17 protein-coding genes are annotated in these 17,202 nt (G+C 65.3%); 10 read left to right on the top strand and 7 right to left on the bottom strand.

The annotated features are described in order from the left end of the window. Positions 1-86 precede the first annotated feature (86 nt). The 3 genes from rbfA to rpsO are packed head-to-tail and all read left to right on the top strand — an operon-like array spanning position 87 to position 1,881. Complete coding sequence (gene rbfA / locus ACQR1H_RS20865; protein WP_315716923.1) at positions 87-503, top strand: 30S ribosome-binding factor RbfA; 417 nt, start codon at positions 87-89, stop codon at positions 501-503. Next, positions 503-1,609, top strand: a complete 1,107-nt coding sequence (truB, locus tag ACQR1H_RS20860; protein ID WP_315803934.1) for a tRNA pseudouridine(55) synthase TruB — start codon at positions 503-505, stop codon at positions 1,607-1,609. The genes rbfA and truB overlap by 1 nt, the downstream gene beginning before the upstream one ends. A gap of 2 nt (positions 1,610-1,611) precedes the next feature. After that, positions 1,612-1,881 carry a 30S ribosomal protein S15 gene (gene rpsO / locus ACQR1H_RS20855; protein WP_015663225.1) on the top strand — a complete coding sequence of 90 codons (270 nt, stop codon included), beginning with the start codon at positions 1,612-1,614 and terminating at the stop codon, positions 1,879-1,881. Between the two features lie 208 nt (positions 1,882-2,089). Here the strand turns inward: rpsO and ACQR1H_RS20850 are convergent, their stop codons facing one another. Further along, on the bottom strand, positions 2,090-2,242 hold the full coding sequence (locus ACQR1H_RS20850; protein ID WP_315803935.1) for a hypothetical protein: 153 nt from the start codon (positions 2,240-2,242) through the stop codon (positions 2,090-2,092). Here ACQR1H_RS20850 and pnp point away from each other — a divergent pair. From pnp to ACQR1H_RS20830, 4 genes are all read left to right on the top strand, one after another. Further along, the gene (gene pnp, locus ACQR1H_RS20845) at positions 2,241-4,397 is read left to right on the top strand and encodes a polyribonucleotide nucleotidyltransferase (protein WP_434908126.1); all 2,157 of its coding nucleotides are present in this window, start codon (positions 2,241-2,243) and stop codon (positions 4,395-4,397) included. The genes ACQR1H_RS20850 and pnp overlap by 2 nt on opposite strands. A 146-nt stretch (positions 4,398-4,543) precedes the next feature. Next, a complete protein-coding gene (locus tag ACQR1H_RS20840; RefSeq protein WP_434888209.1) occupies positions 4,544-5,014 on the top strand; it encodes a GNAT family N-acetyltransferase in 471 nt (156 codons plus the stop codon). A gap of 115 nt (positions 5,015-5,129) precedes the next feature. After that, positions 5,130-5,969 carry a hypothetical protein gene (locus tag ACQR1H_RS20835; RefSeq protein ID WP_434874543.1) on the top strand — a complete coding sequence of 280 codons (840 nt, stop codon included), beginning with the start codon at positions 5,130-5,132 and terminating at the stop codon, positions 5,967-5,969. A 74-nt stretch (positions 5,970-6,043) separates the two neighbouring features. Then, complete coding sequence (locus ACQR1H_RS20830) at positions 6,044-6,859, top strand: hypothetical protein (RefSeq protein ID WP_434908125.1); 816 nt, start codon at positions 6,044-6,046, stop codon at positions 6,857-6,859. An 18-nt stretch (positions 6,860-6,877) separates the two neighbouring features. Here the strand turns inward: ACQR1H_RS20830 and ACQR1H_RS20825 are convergent, their stop codons facing one another. The 4 genes from ACQR1H_RS20825 to fabA form a co-directional block, all read right to left on the bottom strand. After that, the gene (locus ACQR1H_RS20825; protein ID WP_434908124.1) at positions 6,878-8,863 is read right to left on the bottom strand and encodes an autotransporter outer membrane beta-barrel domain-containing protein; all 1,986 of its coding nucleotides are present in this window, start codon (positions 8,861-8,863) and stop codon (positions 6,878-6,880) included. Between the two features lie 226 nt (positions 8,864-9,089). Next, a complete protein-coding gene (gene fabI, locus ACQR1H_RS20820) occupies positions 9,090-9,890 on the bottom strand; it encodes an enoyl-ACP reductase FabI (protein ID WP_434908123.1) in 801 nt (266 codons plus the stop codon). A 146-nt stretch (positions 9,891-10,036) separates the two neighbouring features. Beyond that, on the bottom strand, positions 10,037-11,260 hold the full coding sequence (fabB, locus tag ACQR1H_RS20815; protein WP_434908122.1) for a beta-ketoacyl-ACP synthase I: 1,224 nt from the start codon (positions 11,258-11,260) through the stop codon (positions 10,037-10,039). 76 nt (positions 11,261-11,336) lie between these two features. Then, positions 11,337-11,858, bottom strand: a complete 522-nt coding sequence (gene fabA / locus ACQR1H_RS20810) for a 3-hydroxyacyl-[acyl-carrier-protein] dehydratase FabA (RefSeq protein WP_315803943.1) — start codon at positions 11,856-11,858, stop codon at positions 11,337-11,339. A gap of 455 nt (positions 11,859-12,313) precedes the next feature. Here fabA and irrA point away from each other — a divergent pair, with 455 nt between their 5' ends. Then, positions 12,314-12,784, top strand: a complete 471-nt coding sequence (gene irrA, locus ACQR1H_RS20805; protein WP_315803979.1) for an iron response transcriptional regulator IrrA — start codon at positions 12,314-12,316, stop codon at positions 12,782-12,784. Between the two features lie 107 nt (positions 12,785-12,891). Here irrA and ACQR1H_RS20800 read toward each other — a convergent pair whose 3' ends face one another. Next, a complete protein-coding gene (locus ACQR1H_RS20800; RefSeq protein ID WP_315803980.1) occupies positions 12,892-13,377 on the bottom strand; it encodes an SH3 domain-containing protein in 486 nt (161 codons plus the stop codon). A gap of 413 nt (positions 13,378-13,790) precedes the next feature. On the opposite strand from ACQR1H_RS20800, the gene ACQR1H_RS20795 reads away from it, so the two are divergent. Then, positions 13,791-14,792, top strand: coding sequence for a 2-hydroxyacid dehydrogenase (locus ACQR1H_RS20795; RefSeq protein ID WP_315803944.1), 1,002 nt, complete (start codon positions 13,791-13,793; stop codon positions 14,790-14,792). 127 nt (positions 14,793-14,919) lie between these two features. Here the strand turns inward: ACQR1H_RS20795 and ACQR1H_RS20790 are convergent, their stop codons facing one another. Beyond that, on the bottom strand, positions 14,920-15,849 hold the full coding sequence (locus tag ACQR1H_RS20790; protein ID WP_315803945.1) for a LysR family transcriptional regulator: 930 nt from the start codon (positions 15,847-15,849) through the stop codon (positions 14,920-14,922). A gap of 122 nt (positions 15,850-15,971) precedes the next feature. Here ACQR1H_RS20790 and ACQR1H_RS20785 point away from each other — a divergent pair, with 122 nt between their 5' ends. After that, positions 15,972-16,976: an aldo/keto reductase gene (locus ACQR1H_RS20785; RefSeq protein ID WP_316179020.1), complete on the top strand. Its 1,005-nt coding sequence runs from the start codon at positions 15,972-15,974 to the stop codon at positions 16,974-16,976. Positions 16,977-17,202: the final 226 nt, after the last annotated feature.

Raw genomic sequence — 17,202 nt, 5'->3', positions numbered from 1 at the left:
ACTTAACGAAGCGTCGTTGAACTCAATCAGAATGATCCTCTCGCCCGTGCTCACGTCGGGCGACGATCCATTGGATTTTTTGAAAAATGCCTCGCCATCACCAGAGGGGAAGCGCCGCTTCCGGCGGCTCGCAGCGTCAGTTGCGCGTGGCCGAGACCGTGCGTCACGCTGTCGCCGACATTCTCAGCCACGGTGACGTGCACGATCCGGACCTGGAGGGACACATCATCACGGTGCCCGAAGTCCGCATGTCGCCCGACCTGAAGCTCGCCACGATCTACATCATGCCGCTCGGCGGACAGGATACGGACGTCGTGCTCACGGCGCTGGAGCGCAACAAGAAGTTCCTGCGCGGCGACATCGCGCGGCGCGTTAACCTGAAATTTGCACCTGACATCCGCTTCCGCGTCGACGAGCGATTCGACGAAGCGGAACGGATCGAGAAATTACTGCGAACACCCGCGGTGCAGAGAGACCTCAATTCGGATTCGGAAGAGAGCTGATGACCATTCCCCCCGAAACCGGCACTGTCGACGCGCCGAGCGCCGAACCGACCACGGCCAAGACGATCCATTCTGCCGACGGACGCCCGTTGCGCGACAACAATGATCCGCGCAACAAGCAGCGCCAAGGAAACGGTCAGGGCAACCAGCCGCGCCGCGATCGTCGCGACGTCCATGGCTGGGTCGTGCTCGACAAGCCGATCGGCATGACCTCGACCCAGGCCGTGGCGGTGGTGAAGCGCCTGTTCCAGGCCAAGCGCGCCGGCCATGCCGGCACGCTCGATCCGCTCGCCTCCGGCGGCCTGCCGATCGCGCTGGGCGAAGCCACCAAGACGGTCCCCTTCGTGATGGACGGCCGCAAGCGCTACCGCTTCACCGTGACCTGGGGCGAGGAGCGCGATACCGACGACACCGAAGGACGGGTCGTCGAGACCAGCGACAGCCGGCCGGATGCCGCGGCGATCCGGGCGCTGCTGCCGCAATTTACCGGCCGGATCGAGCAGACGCCGCCGCGCTATTCCGCGATCAAGGTCCAGGGCGAGCGCGCCTATGATCTCGCCCGCGACGGCGAGGTCGTCGAGCTGCAGCCGCGCCCGGTCGAGATTCATGAACTGACCCTCGTCGACCAGCCCGACACCGACCATTCGGTATTCGAGGCGGAATGCGGCAAGGGAACCTATGTCCGGGCGCTGGCCCGCGACATGGGCCGCCTCCTCGGCTGTTACGGCCATATCAGCGCGCTTCGGCGGACCCTGGTGGGTCCGTTTACCGAGAACGACATGATTCCGCTGGAACAGTTGGAGGCTTTGTGCAATAGAGCCGCGTCCGGTGAGGGAAGCCTCGCCGACGCACTCCTGCCCGTTGAGACCGCGCTGGACGACATCCCGGCACTGGCCGTCACTCGGGCTGATGCGGCAAGGCTCCACAGGGGCCAGGCCGTTTTGTTGCGCGGACGGGATGCGCCCAATAGTAGCGGCACAGTCTATGTCACGGTCGCAGGCCGCCTTCTGGCGCTTGCCGAAATTGGCAATGGCGAACTCATCCCCAAGCGCGTGTTCAACCTGACCGGACTGACTGCCAGCTCCGGTCGCAACGAAAGAGACTGACGATGTCGGTGACCGCAGAGCGCAAGGCGGAAATCATCAAGGCGAACGCCACCAAGGCCGGTGATACCGGTTCTCCCGAGGTGCAGGTTGCGATCCTGTCGGAACGCATCAACAACCTGACCGGCCATTTCAAGACCCACGGCAAGGACAATCACTCCCGCCGCGGCCTCCTGAAGCTGGTGTCGACCCGCCGTTCGCTGCTGGACTATCTGAAGAAGAACGACGAGGCGCGCTACAAGGCGCTGCTCGAGAAGCACAACATTCGTCGTTGAGCTTCGCTATGGAATGAGCGCGCGCGTCATTGCGCGCGTTGACGACATGATCCTGAGGACGCCGCACGCGCGGCGTTCGCTCATCCGGGATCATGCGGTCTGGCCGGATCTGGAAAGAAGCGGATACGCTCTTCGACTGATCCGACCAGGACCATGCAGTACGCTTCAGCAGCAATCCGGCCGCTGGGCGTGACGGGCAAGGTGCCCGTTATTTACGAGAAGGATGGACGCCATCCGAAATAAGAAAACCATGGCAGGATCGCAGGCCGCTGATCGCATTCCAGCGCCCCGCAATCTTGCGCATGGTTTTTTTGTTTCTGGGGAGTCCGCCTTCGATCATCTCATGAAAGAAGATACCCATGTTTACCAAGCATTCCGTCGAGATCGACTGGGGTGGGCGTCCGCTCAAGCTGGAAACCGGCAAGATCGCCCGCCAGGCTGACGGCGCCGTCGTCGCCACCTATGGCGAGACCGTCGTGCTCGCGACCGTCGTCGCCGCCAAGGCGCCGCGGGAGGGCGTCGACTTCCTGCCCCTGACCGTCGACTATCAGGAAAAGACCTACGCCGCGGGCCGCATTCCCGGCGGCTATTTCAAGCGCGAGGGCCGTCCGACCGAGAAGGAGACGCTGGTCTCCCGCCTGATCGACCGCCCGATTCGCCCGCTGTTCGTCGATGCCTGGCGCAACGAGACCCAGGTGATCGTGACCGTGCTGTCGCACGACATGGAGAACGATCCGGACATCGTGGCGCTGGTCGGCGCGTCGGCAGCGCTGACCTTGTCGGGCGTTCCGTTCAAGGGCCCGATCGGCGCGGCCCGCGTTGGCTTCGCCAATGACGAATATATCCTCAATCCGACCCTCGACGAGATGGCCGACACCCAGCTCGACCTGGTGGTCGCCGGCACCTCGGACGCCGTGCTGATGGTGGAATCGGAGGCCAAGGAGCTCAACGAGGACATCATGCTCGGTGCGGTGATGTTCGGTCACCGTCACTTCCAGCCGGTGATCAACGCGATCATCGAGCTCGCCGAAAAGGCCGCCAAGGAGCCGCGCGACGTCGCGATTATCGACAACGCCGCGATCGAGAAGGAGATGCTCGGCATCGCCGAGCAGGACCTGCGCACCGCCTACGCGATTCCGATCAAGCAGCAGCGCTATGCTGCCGTCGGCGCCGTCAAGGAAAAGGTGATGGCCTACTTCCTCCCCGAGGGGCAGGAGCCGAAATACGACAAGCTCCGTATCGCCGCCGTGTTCAAGGAGCTCGAGGCCAAGATCGTTCGCTGGAACATCCTGGACACCGGCAAGCGGATCGACGGCCGCGACGCCAAGACGGTGCGCAACATCGTCTGCGAGGTCGGCGTGCTGCCCCGCGCCCACGGTTCGGCGCTGTTCACCCGCGGCGAAACCCAGGCGCTGGTCGTGACCACGCTCGGCACCGGCGAGGACGAGCAGTACATCGACGCGCTGTCGGGGACGTACAAGGAGACGTTCCTGCTGCACTACAACTTCCCTCCCTACTCGGTCGGTGAGACCGGCCGTCTCGGCGGCACCAAGCGCCGCGAGATCGGCCACGGCAAGCTCGCCTGGCGCGCCATCCACCCGGTGCTGCCGCCGCACCACGAGTTCCCCTACACGACGCGCGTCGTGTCGGAGGTGACCGAGTCCAACGGTTCGTCGTCGATGGCGACCGTGTGCGGCTCCTCGCTGGCGCTGATGGATGCCGGCGTGCCGCTGAAGCGGCCGACCGCGGGCATCGCGATGGGTCTGATCCTGGAAGGCAGCCGCTTCGCCGTGCTGTCCGACATCCTCGGCGACGAGGACCATCTCGGCGACATGGACTTCAAGGTCGCGGGCACCGAGAGCGGCATCACCTCGCTGCAGATGGACATCAAGATCGAGGGCATCACCGAGGAGATCATGCGGGTTGCGCTGGGTCAGGCCCGCGAAGGCCGCATCCACATCCTGGGCGAGATGTCCAAGGCGCTGACCGCCGCGCGCGCCGAGCTCGGCGAATACGCGCCGCGCATCGAGACCTTCAAGATTCCGACCGACAAGATCCGCGAAGTGATCGGCACCGGCGGCAAGGTGATCCGCGAGATCGTCGAGAAGACCGGCGCGAAGGTCAACATCGAGGACGACGGCACCGTGAAGGTCGCCTCCAACGACGGCGAGGCAATGAAGGCCGCCATCAAGTGGATCAAGTCGATCGCCTCCGATCCGGAGGTCGGCCAGATCTATGACGGCACCGTCGTCAAGGTGATGGAGTTCGGCGCCTTCGTGAACTTCTTCGGCACCCGCGATGGCCTCGTGCACATCTCGCAGCTCGCCGACAAGCGCGTGCAGAAGACCACCGACGTCGTCAAGGAAGGCGACAAGGTCAAGGTCAAGCTGCTCGGCTTCGACGACCGCGGCAAGACCCGGCTGTCCATGAAGGCGGTCGACCAGACCACCGGCGAGGATCTCGAGGCCAAGCAGAAGGACGCGCCCGCCGAGGCGCGCGAAGCCGCCGGCGAGTAAAGCCGGGGCACCCTTCGAGTGAAACACAAAGGGCGGCTTTCGAGCCGCCCTTTTTTGTTGTCCTATCGGTCGCACACCCTCGCGCGTCCCAGGTCATGGCTGCGGATGCAGAGGCCAGGCCGTCACCCCGCTTCAGGTCACCCCACATGCACCATCCTGTCATCCGCCCCGCTCGCCCGGACGAATACGACGCCATCGCGAGGCTCTGGATGGAGAGCTGGTGCTCGACCGGGCTGGAGCGCCCGAGCGACACGCTGCTGAGCCTGCTGAAGGAGCGCGTGCCGCGCGAGATGGAGGGTGGCTGGAGCCTCTATGTCGCTGATGACGGCGGCCAGCTCGCGGCGATGCTCGCGATCAACGTTCCCCTGCTCTATCTCGACCAACTGATGATCGCCCCGTCGCATCAGGGCCGCTCGCTCGGCCGCCGCCTGCTCGCCTTCACCCGCGAGCTGCTGCCCGACGAGGTCTGGCTGCGTTGCGCCGAGGGCAACGAGAAGGCGTGGCGCTGGTACGAACGCGAGGGCTTCGTGCTGGAAAAGAAGCAGGCTGATCCGCTGCACGGCCGCATCATGAAATATTATCGATGGAAGCGTGGCGACCGGGCGGCGGACTCATGATCGCGGAGCGTGCAAGCGCGAGTCTTGCGCGCGTCGGCCGGAAACCGTTGCGCGCGCCTTCGCGGGCGAACTAAATTCGGGTTCCCGCTCGCTTCGTTGATCTCGAACCTCCGCCATGTCCGCACCGCTTCTGCTGATCCCCCGTCTTGCGCTCGTCGGTCTCGCTGCTGCCTTCACAACTGCGGCTTGGGCCCAGGCTCCGTCGACGATGGCAGTCCCGGCCAAGGCCGCGCCCGCCGCCAAGAAGTCCTCGGGAAAGAAGCCGGCGGCGAAGCCGATCGCTGTTGAAAGCGGTCCCTGCCGGCTGGGCGTCATTGCCGCGCTCGGCGACCAGCTCGCCGTCAGCAAGTTCGGCCTCACGGTGTTCGAAACCGAAGAGGACGAGGTCACCCTGCCAGGTTGGGGACTGGACGACCTCGCCGTGGCGCGCGTGCGTGCGGCGACCGCCGGCGATCCGACCGTCCGCAGGGTCGGCTATCCCAAAGGCGCGTTCGAGCCCTACTACCATCCGACGTCGCGCTTCCTGCCAGATCCGAAGGAGAGCCTGACCTCGATCGTGCGCAACGTCACCACGAATGCAAACTGCGAACGCTACCTCGTGGTCACCAGATTCGAGGCGACCATTCCCAACACCAATCTGAGGCTCAGGGGCATCGGCGCTTACAATCAGGGCCTCGGATCACTCATCCGGCACTCGCACCTGTTCGCGAACGTCAACATCACGCTGATCGACGGCCATTCCTACGAGAAGATCGGCTCATTCTCGGCGGATACCGGCGCACGGCTGGCCGAGACCATGAGGCTCACCGAGGATCCCCTCAACAAGCTCGACAATGCCGACTTCCCCGAGCCTCTTGCCGCCGCAGCCACCAGCACCGTGCTACGCGAACGCCTGCGCAGCCTGGTCGCGGCGAAGCTAGATCGCGACCTGCCGAGCTACCTGAAGATCGAATGAGCCGTCGCCCGCTGTCATACGCCTCGAACGGGCTTCACCGTCCGCATTCGTTTCTCCCAGCACGAGTTTTCCCAGTGACGATTTCACGCCTGCTCGCGCCGCTGCTCATTGCCGTGCTCTGGTCGGACACCAACGCCCTGGCGCAATCGTCACCTGCGCCGCTGAGCGCCAAGCCTGCGGCAAAGCCGGCGGCCGGCGTTGCCAAGGCCGCCAAGCCGGCAAGGGCCGTCCGCGAGGGCGGACCGTGCGAGCTCGGGGTGATCTCAGCGCTCGGCGATGTCTTCACGGTGCAGAAGAACGGCATGACCCGTCTGGGCAACGAGTACGCCGAAGTGCCGGTCTCCTGGGGTTTCGACGATCTCGTCTACGCGCGCGTGAAGGCAGCCCAGGGTGATGCCGGGATCCGCCGCATCAGCGTCCCCAAAGGAGCATTCGATTCGTTCTATCAGTCGCCCCCGGTCAAGGCCGAGAACGGGAAGCTCACACCCATCGTCAGGAGGGTGGCCGGTTCGGCGGGGTGCGCTCGTTACCTCGTGATCACCCGCCGGACCGACAGCGAACCCTCGACGAACGACGAGGTCACCGGCGTCGGCGTCATCAACCGGGGCGAGGGATTTGGCCGGATCAGCCACGTCTTCATCATGATCGATATCCAGCTCTATGACGGCGCGACATTCGAGACGCGCGAGCCTGCCACGAGTTCCAAGGCGCTGCTCTCACGGCTGACGTCCGGCGTCGGACCGCCGTCTCATGCCGGCGACGTCGACAACTCCGCATTTCCCGCCTCGCCGCCGGATGCCGCGAACAACAACGTGCTGCGTGACATGGCGCGCTCGATGCTCAAGTTCCGGCTCGACCAGCGCCTGCCGGCCTATTTCGGGCGCGAATAGAACCATCAGCTCGGCGCGTCACAGCCTGATCTTCAGCACCACATGGCCTGACTGCTGGACGAGGCCGGACGGCGTCGCGTTGATACCGTAGCGAACGCTGAGGTCGAGGCGATCGTTGCCCGCAGCGACAAGACCAAGCCCCGCCGAGTAGACCCAGGGCGACAGGCCGAGGCCACGGGTGACGAAGCCGTCGCCGCCGCCGGAGAAGGCGGCGCCGATCTGCAATGCCTGGTTCAGCGCGTTGTAGCCGACGCCGATATCGCTGATCAGACGAACCTGCGTTGTCGGCGCATAGACCGCTTTCAGCTGCGCCGTCGTCACGAATTCCTGATAGACCTGAGGATCGACGTCGAGGCTGAAACCGCCGGCACCGCTTTCCCGATAGGAGCCGCTGCGAACCGTGCCGTAGTCCAGGCGCAGTGCAGGAACGAGCGCGAGGTCGTCTTGCAGCGGAATGCGGGTCTTGATGCCCGCACCGGCGTGGCCGTTGTAGGAACGATAGCTGCCGCCGGCCGACGCGCCCATGAAGCTCAGCGACCGGCTTTCGCCGTTGTCGCTCGATCCGCCGTCGAGCTGATAGTCGAAGGTGACATCAGAAGTGACGGCGTAGGCCCCATAGAGCCCGAGCTGATAGGAGGCGAGACCGAGACGGTTTGGCACCGCATCGTCGCTTCCGCTGATCGTGTGATGAGAATAGCCAAGAACGCCGCCGATGATGGCGCGGGACGAGACGGCGACATCGGCGCCGAGCGCCAGACCCGCGCCGGCGGCACTATACCCGGGAACGCCATCACGTCCTGTCTGCTGCGCGGTGCCGCCGAGAGGCTGCATCCAGACATTGCGGCCAGCAGCCCAGCCGGTGCTGCTGACCTCATCGAGCCTGTTGGTCATCGTCTGCCGGAAGGCCTGCTGGCTGACATAGGTTGCCTGCGACGCCGCCCCGGTCAGCACCGGCAACGTCTGCTTCACGGCATTGCTGAGCGAGGGGCCGCTGAGGTTGTCGAGCGCGGCGAAGCCTGAGACCATCGATCCGCTCCAGCCGGCCGACGTCATCGACAGCCGGTACAGCACGTCGGCGGCTTCCAGGCCGACGCGGCCGCCGGCCGACCGAAGCGCAGTGCCATAGGGCTGGATCAGCGACATCGTCGCCAGATCGCCGGTCATGCTTCCCGTGAGATCATACGTCGAGGTGACCATCTGCGCATTCGACGCATTGCCGCTCATCGCGCCATAGAGGCTGGTCAGGCTGCCACGCGACAGCGTATTGAACAGCACGCTTCCCTCCGGGGTGACCGAGCCGAGCAGGGTGAAGCCACCGGCCGTGCTGCCCGTCGGCGCGACGCCCGCGCCCCAGAAATAGCCGTTCTGATAGTTGGTGATGACGAAGCGGCCCGGCGCCTGCGTGCCGAACAATGTCGGACTGACGATCCGCCACGGCGTGCCGGCGGTCCATGCCCATTGCGGGACGGAGTTGGCCGGCACCGGTGCTGACGGCGGCGGCGTGAAGGTCGCGGGATCATAGGGCAGCATGTAGGCCCAATGCGTCACCAGCAGGCTGTCGCCGGTGATCATCTGCATTTCCATGCTGGTCACGCCGTTGACGTTGCGCATATAGCCGAGCCCGACGGTCGCAGTGCCGCCGCCGGTCGGCGTGAACAGCATGGTGATCTGGCCGCTGGTGGTGACGAAGCCCTGGATGGTCGAGGTGTCCGTCAGCAGCGCCGGGCCGATCCTGAGCTGCGCGACGCTGGTGCCGGTGAAGGCGCCGTTGGTCGCGGTGCCCAGGGTCCACAACGTCTGGTCACCGATCGGGACCGGATTGGAGAAGCCCGTCTTCGGCGACAGGTAGGCGAGCAGTTGCGCCGTCGGCACATACCAGTTGGTGTTGGAGATCGTGGAGTCCCAGACGCTCGATTGCGCCTTCGCCGGCCCTGCGCCCCCTGCCGCAAGCACGATGCCGGTCATCGCGCAGAGAGCGATGACACGGACTTTCGAACGCAGCATCAATCGCCCCCACGACTTGTCTTGCTGCCGGCGCGAGCGTCTGGCTGACGGCCGCGGCCGATGCACCGGTCATGATGCATCGCAGCGTCATCGCAACAGCCAACCGCAAGAGTTGCGCCAATGCCTCCTGATTAGCCGTTCAGGAACATTGTCTTCAACTGGGAAAATTTGGGTCGATCGGAGGACGGAGTCTCGCGCCCCCCGATACCGCCGATGCGCGCGGAGGTCAGTCCGCCTTGAGATCCTCGGGGCGCGGCATCGAGATCACGTTATATCCAGAGTCGACGTAGTGGATCTCGCCGGTGACGCCACCGGACAGCTCCGACAACAGATACAGCGCGGAGCCGCCAAGCTCCTCCAGGGTCACGCCGCGGCCGAGCGGCGAGTGCTTCTGCTGGAACGCGAACATGAAGCGGGCGTCGCCGATGCCCGAGCCCGCCAGCGTGCGCACCGGGCCGGCCGAGATCGCGTTGACGCGGATGCTGCGGCGGCCGTAATCGGCGGCAAGATAGCGCACCGAGGCTTCCAACGCGGCCTTGGCGACACCCATCACGTTGTAGTTCGGCATCACGCGGTTGGAGCCGTCGAAGGTCAAGGTGATCATGCTGCCGCCGCTCTCCGGCATCAGCTCGGCGGCGCGCTTGGCGATCTCGGTGAAGGAGAAGCAGGAGATCAGCATCGTGCGCGCGAAATTCTCGCGCGAGGTGTCGGCATAGCGGCCCTTGAGCTCGTTCTTGTCCGAGAAAGCGACGGCGTGGACGATGAAGTCGAGCCCGCCCCAGGCTTCGCGCAGCGAAGTGAACACGCCATCGACGCTGGCGATGTCCTCGACGTCGCAAGACAGCACGTGCTTGACGCCGAGCTCGTCGGCCAACGGGCGGACGCGCTTGCCGAGCGCGTCGCCCTGATAGGTGAAGGCCATCTCGGCGCCATGCGCAGCCAGCGTCTTGGCGATGCCCCAGGCGATCGAATGGTCGTTAGCGATGCCCATCACAAGCCCGCGCTTGCCCTTCATCAGACCCTGCATGATGTCTCTCCTTCGTCATGCCGGGATCGGCCCAGCCAGGATGATCGTTCCGCCTTCGAGACGCCAATGGCCGGACATCGGTGCGAAGAATGAGCTTCGCGCTGCTGCCCGGCCATGATGCCGACGAAACCAGTGCTATTGAAATCTTAAGCGTCGAGCTGCTTGAACACCAGCGTCGCGTTGGTGCCGCCGAAGCCGAACGAGTTCGACAGCACGGTGCCGAGCTTGGCGTTGTCGATGCGCTTGCGCACGATCGGCATGTCGGCGAAGGCGGGATCGAGCTCGGTGATGTTGGCGCTCTCGCAGATGAAGCCGTTCTTCATCATCAGCAGCGAATAGATCGCCTCCTGGACGCCGGTGGCGCCGAGCGAGTGGCCGGTCAGCGCCTTGGTGGCGGCGATCGGCGGGCACTTCTCGCCCGATCCGAACACCTTGCGGATGGCCTCGATCTCCGGCGGATCGCCGGCCGGCGTCGAGGTCGCGTGCGGATTGATGTAGTCGATCTTCGTCTTCACGGTCGACAGCGCCATCTTCATGCAGCGCTCGGCGCCTTCGCCCGACGGCGCCACCATGTCGTAGCCGTCCGAGGTCGCGCCGTAGCCCGCGATCTCGCCGTAGATCTTGGCGCCGCGCGCCTTGGCATGCTCAAGCTCTTCCAGCACGAGGACGCCGGCGCCGCCGGCGATCACGAAGCCGTCGCGCGTGACGTCATAGGGCCGCGACGCGGTCGCGGGCGTGTCATTGTGCTTCGACGACATCGCGCCCATCGCGTCGAACAGCACCGACAGCGTCCAGTCGAGCTCCTCGCAGCCGCCGGCGAACATCACGTCCTGCTTGCCGTACTGGATCATCTCGTAGGAATTGCCGATGCAATGATTGGACGTCGCGCAGGCCGAGGAGATCGAGTAGTTGACGCCCTTGATCTTGAACCAGGTCGCCAGCGTCGCCGATGCCGTCGACGACATCGCCTTCGGCACGGCGAACGGACCGACGCGCTTCGGGCCCTTGGTGCGGGTGATGTCGGCCGCCTCCACCAGCGTGCGCGTCGAGGGCCCGCCGGAGCCCATGATGATGCCGGTTCTGACGTTGGAGACGTCGATCGGCTCCAGCCCGGAATCGAGGATGGCCTGCTCCATGGCGACGTGATTCCACGCGGCGCCCTCGCCGAGGAAGCGCATGGCGCGGCGGTCGACCACGTCCGCGGGATTCAGCGTCGGCGCGCCTTGCACCTGCGAACGAAACCCAAGCTCGGCATATTTCTCAGCACGGGAGATGCCGGACTTCGCCTCGTACAGGCTGGCAAGCACCTCCTGGGTGTTGTTGCCGATCGATGAGACGATGCCCATGCCCGTGATGACAACCCGCCTCATGATGTCCGCCTCACCTTGCTCGTGTGTTGTGTTGCAGTCGTGCCTGCTGCACTGTCTGTGGTCGCAGCCTGCCGGTTCAAGTCGGCGCGGCGTCCTGCTTGAACAGGCCGACCTTCAGGTCCTTGGCGCGATAGATAATCTCGCCATCCATCGAAAGCCACCCGTCGGCAATACCGAGCACCAGCTTTGAGCGCATCACGCGCTTGATGTCGACGTTGTACACAACCTGGCGCGCGGTCGGCAGAACCTGGCCGGAAAACTTGAGATCGCCGAGGCCCAGCGCGCGGCCGCGCCCTGCGCCGCCCGTCCAGCCGAGGTAGAAGCCGACCATCTGCCACATCGCATCGAGGCCGAGACAGCCTGGCATCACCGGATCATTCTTGAAATGGCAGCCGAAGAACCAGAGATCCGGCTTCACGTCGAGCTCGGCGCGGACGACACCCTTGCCGTACTCGCCGCCGGTCTCGGAGATCTCGACGATCCGATCGAACATCAGCATCGGCGGCAGCGGCAGTTGCGCATTGCCGGGGCCGAACAGCTCCCCGCGGCCGCAGGCCAGCAGGTCCTCGTATTCATATGCGCTGCGCCGATCCAGCATGCTTGGTGGCCTTTCTCAACGATCCCCGGTGGAATTTGTGCCGCGCGACATGGACCCTTCCCGCGCGCCGCCCCCTTCTGCGCCGCGCTGGCCGGTCATCGCGTCGGCACGAAGGCTGGGCCATCGCACCTGGCGAACATGACCGCTGTCGGCGGCGGGCTTAACGACGCCTGGATTCGCGCACATGGCCATCACGGCCGCCGGCGCTCACCATGGCAGGGCAAATCGGGTCCGGGCGCTCTCTAACATAGAGGATTGCGGCGTCAATGCGCGTATCCAGGTAAATCGACGCAGCACCGGGGCCCGCGCCCGAACCGGGCGGCAAATGCAGTTTAGGGGCGTTCTAGATACGTTAGTTGCGATAAGCTTGCATCTGAATGGGTTTCTTCCTATATCAGTTGTGGATGAGAGCGAATTGTGCGGTGCTTGAAGTGGATGTCAGCAACAACGCCTCGATGAATGGTCATGATCGCGGCAACCCGGATCTCGGGAGCGGCCGGCAGCCGGCACTCAATGGCTGCCCATGGCACGACGTCAACGAGATGCTGCAGGCGGCCGGGCTGCGCCCGACCCGCCAGCGCATGGCCTTGGGCTGGCTGTTGTTCGGCAAGGGTGCGCGGCATCTGACCGCCGAAATGCTCTATGAGGAAGCGACGCTGGCCAAAGTTCCGGTCTCGCTCGCCACGGTCTATAATACGCTGAACCAGCTGACCGACGCCGGTCTGCTGCGCCAGGTCAGCGTTGACGGCACCAAGACCTATTTCGATACCAACGTCACCGCCCACCATCACTTCTATCTCGAGAACAACCACGAGCTGGTCGACATCCCTGACCAGCATCTGGCATTGTCGAAGCTGCCGGAGGCGCCCGAAGGTTACGAGATCGCCCGGATCGACATGGTCGTCCGGCTGCGCAAGAAGCGTTGAGCCTCCGGAACATCATCATCGAAGCATCATGCCCGCAGCCGCTGCGGGCATTTTTGTGTCGGGCGTGCGTCAGGATAGAGGTCAGCGCATGGCGCTGACCTGGGCTTTCAATTGACCTGCTCGTCGGCGTAGACGCCCCACAGCCGCTGCTGCTGGATCCAGCCTTCGAAACCATTGCCGAGCACGTGGCACCAGCCGTTGCCGCATTTCTTCACTTGCGCGACGACGCCGGCCTGCAGCCGCGCGGTGACCCCGCTCGTGGCGTCGGCGCTCTCATAGATCGGAGCGAGATCGTCCTTGTTCTTCATCGTGACCACCGCCGTGCGGCGCCCCGACAGCAAGGAGTGATAGACCCACCCCTCCGAGCCTTCGGAATCGCGCACGCGACGCCAGTTCTCATATTCCGCGGTGATCTCGACCGGCAGGCCGGAGCGCGTATAGACCCAGGCCACGTCGTTGTCCTTGGTCGGACCGGCGCGAACGTTCACATGATCCGACTTCAGGCTGACATAGCGCGGCACCGGCAGGCCGCTGGTGGTGAGAACGGAGTCCTTCGCCGCAACGCGGCCCCTGCCGACGGCAACGTCGAACAGACAGACCAGCAGCACCACGACAGCACCCAAACGCCACAACGTCGATTTACTCAACTTACTCTCCCTCGAAAGGATCGACCCGCGCTCCGATCAAAGCGGATTGCGTTGCGATCCTTCGCCCGATCCCCATCGAACCGCCCGGCTGCCCCCCTTCGTGCTCGGAGAGGGCTTGCCGAAAGCGCCAGTCCCGACCCGCCGTTGGCTTCTTGTCTTGGCCCGGCCTTCTGCTAGACAGGACCGAACACAAGCGACCAGGAAGCGCCTGAGAATCGCTCGCGAAGCCCTGTCAGGGACGGATCGGCCCACCTGCGAGATCCGACACGACCAGTCCAGGGAAGCGCCGCTCTCAGGCGACGACGGTAGTTTCGGCGAACCCGGTTAATGAGGTCTGAAGGATCTCATGAGAGCAGCACATGTCAGGTAGGAAAAAGCCCCTCGTCGTGGTGACACGCAAGCTGCCGGACTCGGTCGAGACCCGCATGCGCGAGCTGTTCGACGCCAGGCTCAATCTCGACGACGAGCCGATGAGCCAGGAGCAGCTCGCCGATGCCGTGCGCACCGCCGAGGTGCTGGTTCCGACGGTCACCGACCACATCAGCGCCGACATTCTCAATCAGCCCGAGTGCAAGCTGCGCATGATCGCCAACTTCGGCAACGGCGTCGACAACATCGACGTCGCGGCGGCGGTGGCGCGCGGCATCACCGTCACCAACACGCCGAAGGTCCTCACCGAGGACACCGCCGACATGACCATGGCGCTGATCCTTGCCGTGCCGCGGCGGCTGATCGAGGGCGCCTCGGTGCTCACCGAGGGCAAGAACTGGGCGGGCTGGTCGCCGACCTGGATGCTCGGCCACCGCATCGGCGGCAAGCGGCTCGGCATCATCGGCATGGGCCGCATCGGCCAGGCGGTGGCGCGGCGCGCCCGCGCCTTCGGCCTGCAGATCCACTATCACAACCGCCGACCGGTCGCGCCGGTGATCGCCGACGAGCTCGGCGCCACCTATTGGGAGAGCCTCGACCAGATGCTGGCGCGGATGGACATCATCTCGGTCAACTGCCCGCATACGCCGGCGACGTTCCATCTCCTGTCGGCGCGCCGGCTCAAGCTGATCCGCAAGGACGCCTACATCGTCAACACCGCGCGCGGCGAGGTGATCGACGAGGAGACGCTGACGCGGCTGATCGAAGCCGGCGACATCGCCGGCGCCGGCCTCGACGTGTTCGAGCACGAGCCAGCGGTGAACCCGCGCCTGGTGCGGCTCGCCAAAGCCGGCAAGGTGACCCTGTTGCCGCACATGGGCTCGGCCACGATCGAGGGCCGCGTCGAGATGGGCGAGAAGGTCATCATCAACATCAAGACCTTCCTCGACAACCACCGCCCACCGGACCGCGTGCTGCCGAGCATGCTGTAGGCCGACCAGCCATCTCAGCAATCGGTGTCGACCCTGCGAACGCAGGACCCATACCGCGCGATGTCTGAAAACGGGCACGCGGCTGATCGCGCATAACGTATTCAGTTCGGTGGCTGTGGATCCCGGCTCAAGGCCGGGACGACAGCTCGGTCCGGCCGCCCGCCCGCTTCCGCCACTCGCCGACGAAAGACACGAACGCTGCCAGCGCCGGCGGTGGTTGGCGTCGGCTCGGATAATACAGATACGGCCCGGGGAACGGCGGACACCAATCGTTGAGCACGCTGACGAGGCGGCCATCCGCCAGCGCATCACGCACATGTCCTTCGAAGGTCGCCCAATAGCCAACGCCGTCACAGGCGGCACGGAAGGCCAGACCGAGCTGGACCGCGATCAGCCGAGCCGGCGGTGCGATCCTGATCACCTGCCCGTCCTTCTCGAACTCCCATTCCAGCATCGCACCGGACGAGAAGCGCGTCCGAATGCAGCCATGCTGCAGCAGGTCGCGCGGATGCGCGGGACGGCCATGCTGCGCAACATATTGCGGTGAGGCGACGATGGCGTAGCGCTGCGTTTCGCCGAGCGGTACGGCGATCATGTCCTGCGCCAGGTGCTCGCCATAGCGCACGCCGGCATCGAACCCGGCCTGCACGATGTCGACAAAGCCGCTGTCGGCGACGATCTCGAGCTCGATCAGCGGATAGGCCTGAAGGAACGGCGCGACCATCGGCGCCAGCACCAGATCGACCGCAGGCGGCGGCGCATTGATGCGCAGGCGTCCCGCCGCGACCTGCTGCTGGCCGCGCACCTGATGGATCGCCGCTTCGATCTCGGACAGCGCAGGCTCGAGCCGTGCCAGCAGCGCCTCGCCGGCCTGCGTCAGGCCGACGCTTCGCGTGGTCCGGTTGAGCAGCCGGACGCCGAGCCGCTGCTCCAGCTCCTTGAGCCGCTGGCTCAGGCTGGATGCCGCGAGCCCCTGCTCGCGCGCGGCGCGGCGGAAATTGCCGCTGCGAGCCACGGCAGCAAAGGCTTGAAGATCACGGAGGTCCGGCTCGCTCATTGTTCGGCATGCTGAACAGTCCATTCGGAATTGTCCAGCTTTTCGAACCGCGGAAATCCGCCGATATCCGCGTTGTCCGGGCGGATCAGCAGGCCGCCTGCGCCAGCAAGAGGAGATTGATCATGCAAACCCGCCAACTCGGCTCGACCGGCCCCGAGGTTTCGGTCATCGGACTAGGCTGCATGGGCATGTCGGACTTCTACGGCCCCACCGACCGGTCCGAGAGCATCGCCACCATCCACGCCGCGCTCGACGCCGGCATCACGCTGCTCGACACCGGCGACTTCTACGGGATGGGCCACAACGAGATGCTGATCCGCGAGGCGCTGGCCTCGGCCGGTCCGCGCAACGTGCAGATCTCCGTGAAGTTCGGCGCGCTGCGCGGCCCCGACAGGAGCTGGCTCGGCTATGACAGCCGGCCCGAGGCCATCAGGACCTTCCTGTCCTATTCGCTGCAGCGGCTCGGCGTCGACGCCATCGACATCTATCGCCCGGCGCGGCTCGATCCCAAGGTGCCGATCGAGGAGACCATCGGCACGATGGCCGAGCTGAAACAGGCCGGCTACATCCGGCATATCGGGTTGTCGGAGGTCGGTTCCGAGACGATCCGCCGAGCGCACAAGGTGCACCCGATCGCGGATCTGCAAATCGAATATTCGCTGATCTCGCGCGGCATCGAGAGCGACATCCTGCAAACCTGCCGCGAGCTCGGCATCGGCATCACCGCCTACGGCGTGCTGTCGCGCGGACTGATCAGCGGCCACTGGTCGAAGGACCGCGCCAATGCCGCTGATTTCCGTGGCCATTCGCCGCGTTTCCAGGGCGACAATCTCGACCGGAATCTTACCCTCGTGGACACGCTGCGCAGCATCGCCGACGAGGTCGGCGCCACGCCGGCGCAGGTCGCGATCGCCTGGGTGGCCGCGCAGGGCAACGACATCGTCCCGCTGGTCGGCGCCCGCCGCCGCGACCGCCTCGACGAGGCGCTCGGCGCGCTCTGCGTCAAGCTCACCGAAGTGCAACTCGCTGCGCTCGACAAGGCCTTCCCGATTGGCGTCGCGGCAGGCGAACGCTATCCGGAGTCGCAGCTGGTCCACATGGACAGTGAGCGCGGGAAGCGAATGTGAGCCGAGACCGGGCAAGCCCCTCGGCGTCGTCCCGGCGAACGCCGGGACCCATATCGCGTGACGTCTGAAACGGGCAGGCCGTCAATTCCGCGCGCCTCATCACGTTCACGGAGTATGGATCCCGGATCGGCGCCGCGCCGACGCTATCGCGTCGCCCCGGCTTGTCCGGGACGACAGCGGAGAGTGAGGCGAGAGTCTCTCAACTCATGACCGACAACTAGATGCG

It is taken from the genome of Bradyrhizobium sp. HKCCYLRH2015 (assembly GCF_051168215.1).
Taxonomy (GTDB): Bacteria; Pseudomonadota; Alphaproteobacteria; order Rhizobiales; family Xanthobacteraceae; genus Bradyrhizobium.
The sequence above is the reverse complement of the archived record's forward strand: the minus strand, read 5'-3'. Positions and strand labels throughout refer to the sequence as shown.

Bases quoted from the DNA above. Each gene is read 5' to 3' on its own strand.
- ACQR1H_RS20795 (WP_315803944.1), top strand. From the start codon at position 13,791: ATGTCAGGTAGGAAAAAGCCCCTCGTCGTGGTGACACGCAAGCTGCCG.
- ACQR1H_RS20785 (WP_316179020.1), top strand. From the start codon at position 15,972: ATGCAAACCCGCCAACTCGGCTCGACCGGCCCCGAGGTTTCGGTCATC.
- irrA (WP_315803979.1), top strand. From the start codon at position 12,314: ATGAATGGTCATGATCGCGGCAACCCGGATCTCGGGAGCGGCCGGCAG.
- fabA (WP_315803943.1), bottom strand. From the start codon at position 11,858: ATGCTGGATCGGCGCAGCGCATATGAATACGAGGACCTGCTGGCCTGC.
- fabI (WP_434908123.1), bottom strand. From the start codon at position 9,890: ATGCAGGGTCTGATGAAGGGCAAGCGCGGGCTTGTGATGGGCATCGCT.
- truB (WP_315803934.1), top strand. From the start codon at position 503: ATGACCATTCCCCCCGAAACCGGCACTGTCGACGCGCCGAGCGCCGAA.
- pnp (WP_434908126.1), top strand. From the start codon at position 2,241: ATGTTTACCAAGCATTCCGTCGAGATCGACTGGGGTGGGCGTCCGCTC.
- ACQR1H_RS20825 (WP_434908124.1), bottom strand. From the start codon at position 8,863: ATGCTGCGTTCGAAAGTCCGTGTCATCGCTCTCTGCGCGATGACCGGC.
- rbfA (WP_315716923.1), top strand. From the start codon at position 87: ATGCCTCGCCATCACCAGAGGGGAAGCGCCGCTTCCGGCGGCTCGCAG.
- fabB (WP_434908122.1), bottom strand. From the start codon at position 11,260: ATGAGGCGGGTTGTCATCACGGGCATGGGCATCGTCTCATCGATCGGC.
- ACQR1H_RS20840 (WP_434888209.1), top strand. From the start codon at position 4,544: ATGCACCATCCTGTCATCCGCCCCGCTCGCCCGGACGAATACGACGCC.
- rpsO (WP_015663225.1), top strand. From the start codon at position 1,612: ATGTCGGTGACCGCAGAGCGCAAGGCGGAAATCATCAAGGCGAACGCC.
- ACQR1H_RS20790 (WP_315803945.1), bottom strand. From the start codon at position 15,849: ATGAGCGAGCCGGACCTCCGTGATCTTCAAGCCTTTGCTGCCGTGGCT.
- ACQR1H_RS20835 (WP_434874543.1), top strand. From the start codon at position 5,130: ATGTCCGCACCGCTTCTGCTGATCCCCCGTCTTGCGCTCGTCGGTCTC.
- ACQR1H_RS20850 (WP_315803935.1), bottom strand. From the start codon at position 2,242: ATGGGTATCTTCTTTCATGAGATGATCGAAGGCGGACTCCCCAGAAAC.